General features: G+C 74.2%; 2 protein-coding genes. Both read right to left on the reverse strand.

The features are described from left to right. Window positions 1–342, reverse strand: a 342-nt coding sequence (locus SSNG_RS00900; RefSeq protein ID WP_042800350.1) for a VOC family protein, incomplete at its 3' end; no start/stop codon positions are given. Between the two features lie 13 nt (window positions 343–355). Beyond that, window positions 356–1,198 (reverse strand): DMT family transporter (locus tag SSNG_RS00905; RefSeq protein ID WP_128636815.1); only part of this gene is annotated, 843 nt, incomplete at its 5' end.

Below are 1,198 nucleotides of genomic sequence, written 5' to 3' on the forward strand. Positions count from 1 at the left end.
CGGGTCCGCGTAGACGCGCCAGTTGGCGCCCGGGCGGAGCTGGTCCGTGCGCTCCAGTACGGTCGCCCCCAGGGCCAGCGCCCGCTCCTCCTCCCCTTCGAGGTCGTCCACGTCGAAGTCCAGGTGGAGCTGCTGCGGGTGCCGCCGGTCGGGCCACCGGGGCGGCTGGTAGCCGTCCGCCCGCTGGCAGGCCAGCGGGGTCCCCTCGAATCCGTGCACCTCGACCCAGTCGGGGTCGTCGGGATCCGCGACGACGCGGCCGCCGAGCAGGGCGGCGTAGAACTCCGCGAGCCGAACCGGATCGGCGCAGTCCAGTGCGACCGCCTGCAGTTTCCGGATCACTTCCGACACCCTCTCAACTCTGCCGCCTGCGCGACGCTCCCGTACCGGAGGGTTCGTACCCGCCGCGGGAGCGGGCATGCCCGTCGGTGTCCAGGTCTTCGTCCGCCCGCGGCGGGCGCGGGCGGTAGCGGGAGACGGCCACTCCCGCCAGGCACAGCAGGCCGCCGAGGAGGGTGAGCCAGGCCGGCACCTCGCCGAGGAGGATCCAGCTCAGCAGGACGACGATGGCCGGCACCGCGTAGGTCGTCGCGCCGAGCTTCCCGGCCGGCATCCGCGCGAGGGCGAACGTCCAGGTGGTGAAGGCGAGGGCGGTCGGGACCACGCCCAGGTAGAGCATGTTCAGGGTCGCGGAGAGCGGGGCCTTCGGGGCCTCGGCCACCAGCTGTCCGGCGAACGGCAGGCAGGCCACCGTTCCGGTGAGGCAGCTGTACGTGGTGATCTGCAGCGGCGTCCCGTACGAGAGGGCGGGCTTCTGCGCGACGACGCCCGTCGCGTACGCCACCGCCGCGAGCAGGCACAGCACCACCCCGAGCACCGAGGTCGTGCCGTCGCCGCCGGACGACATCGACAGGCCGACGACCACGGCTCCGACGAAGGAGACCGCCATGCCGGTCACGAGCCGCGGTGGCAGGGCCTCGCCGAGCAGGCGCGCGGCCAGGAGCGTCATCAGGATCGGCCCGGTGTTCACGAGGAGGGACGCGGTGCCCGCGTCGACGAGGCGCTCGCCCCAGTTCAGCGCGACCGTGTAGCCGGCGAACCAGACGAGGCCGGAGAGCAGGATGCCGCGCCGGGCGCCGCGCGGGGGCAGGCCCTCGCGGCGCAGGAGCAGCAGCGCCACGAGCACCAGCGAGGCGGC

This window comes from Streptomyces sp. C, assembly GCF_000158895.1.
In the GTDB taxonomy this organism is placed as follows: domain Bacteria; phylum Actinomycetota; class Actinomycetes; order Streptomycetales; family Streptomycetaceae; genus Streptomyces; species Streptomyces racemochromogenes.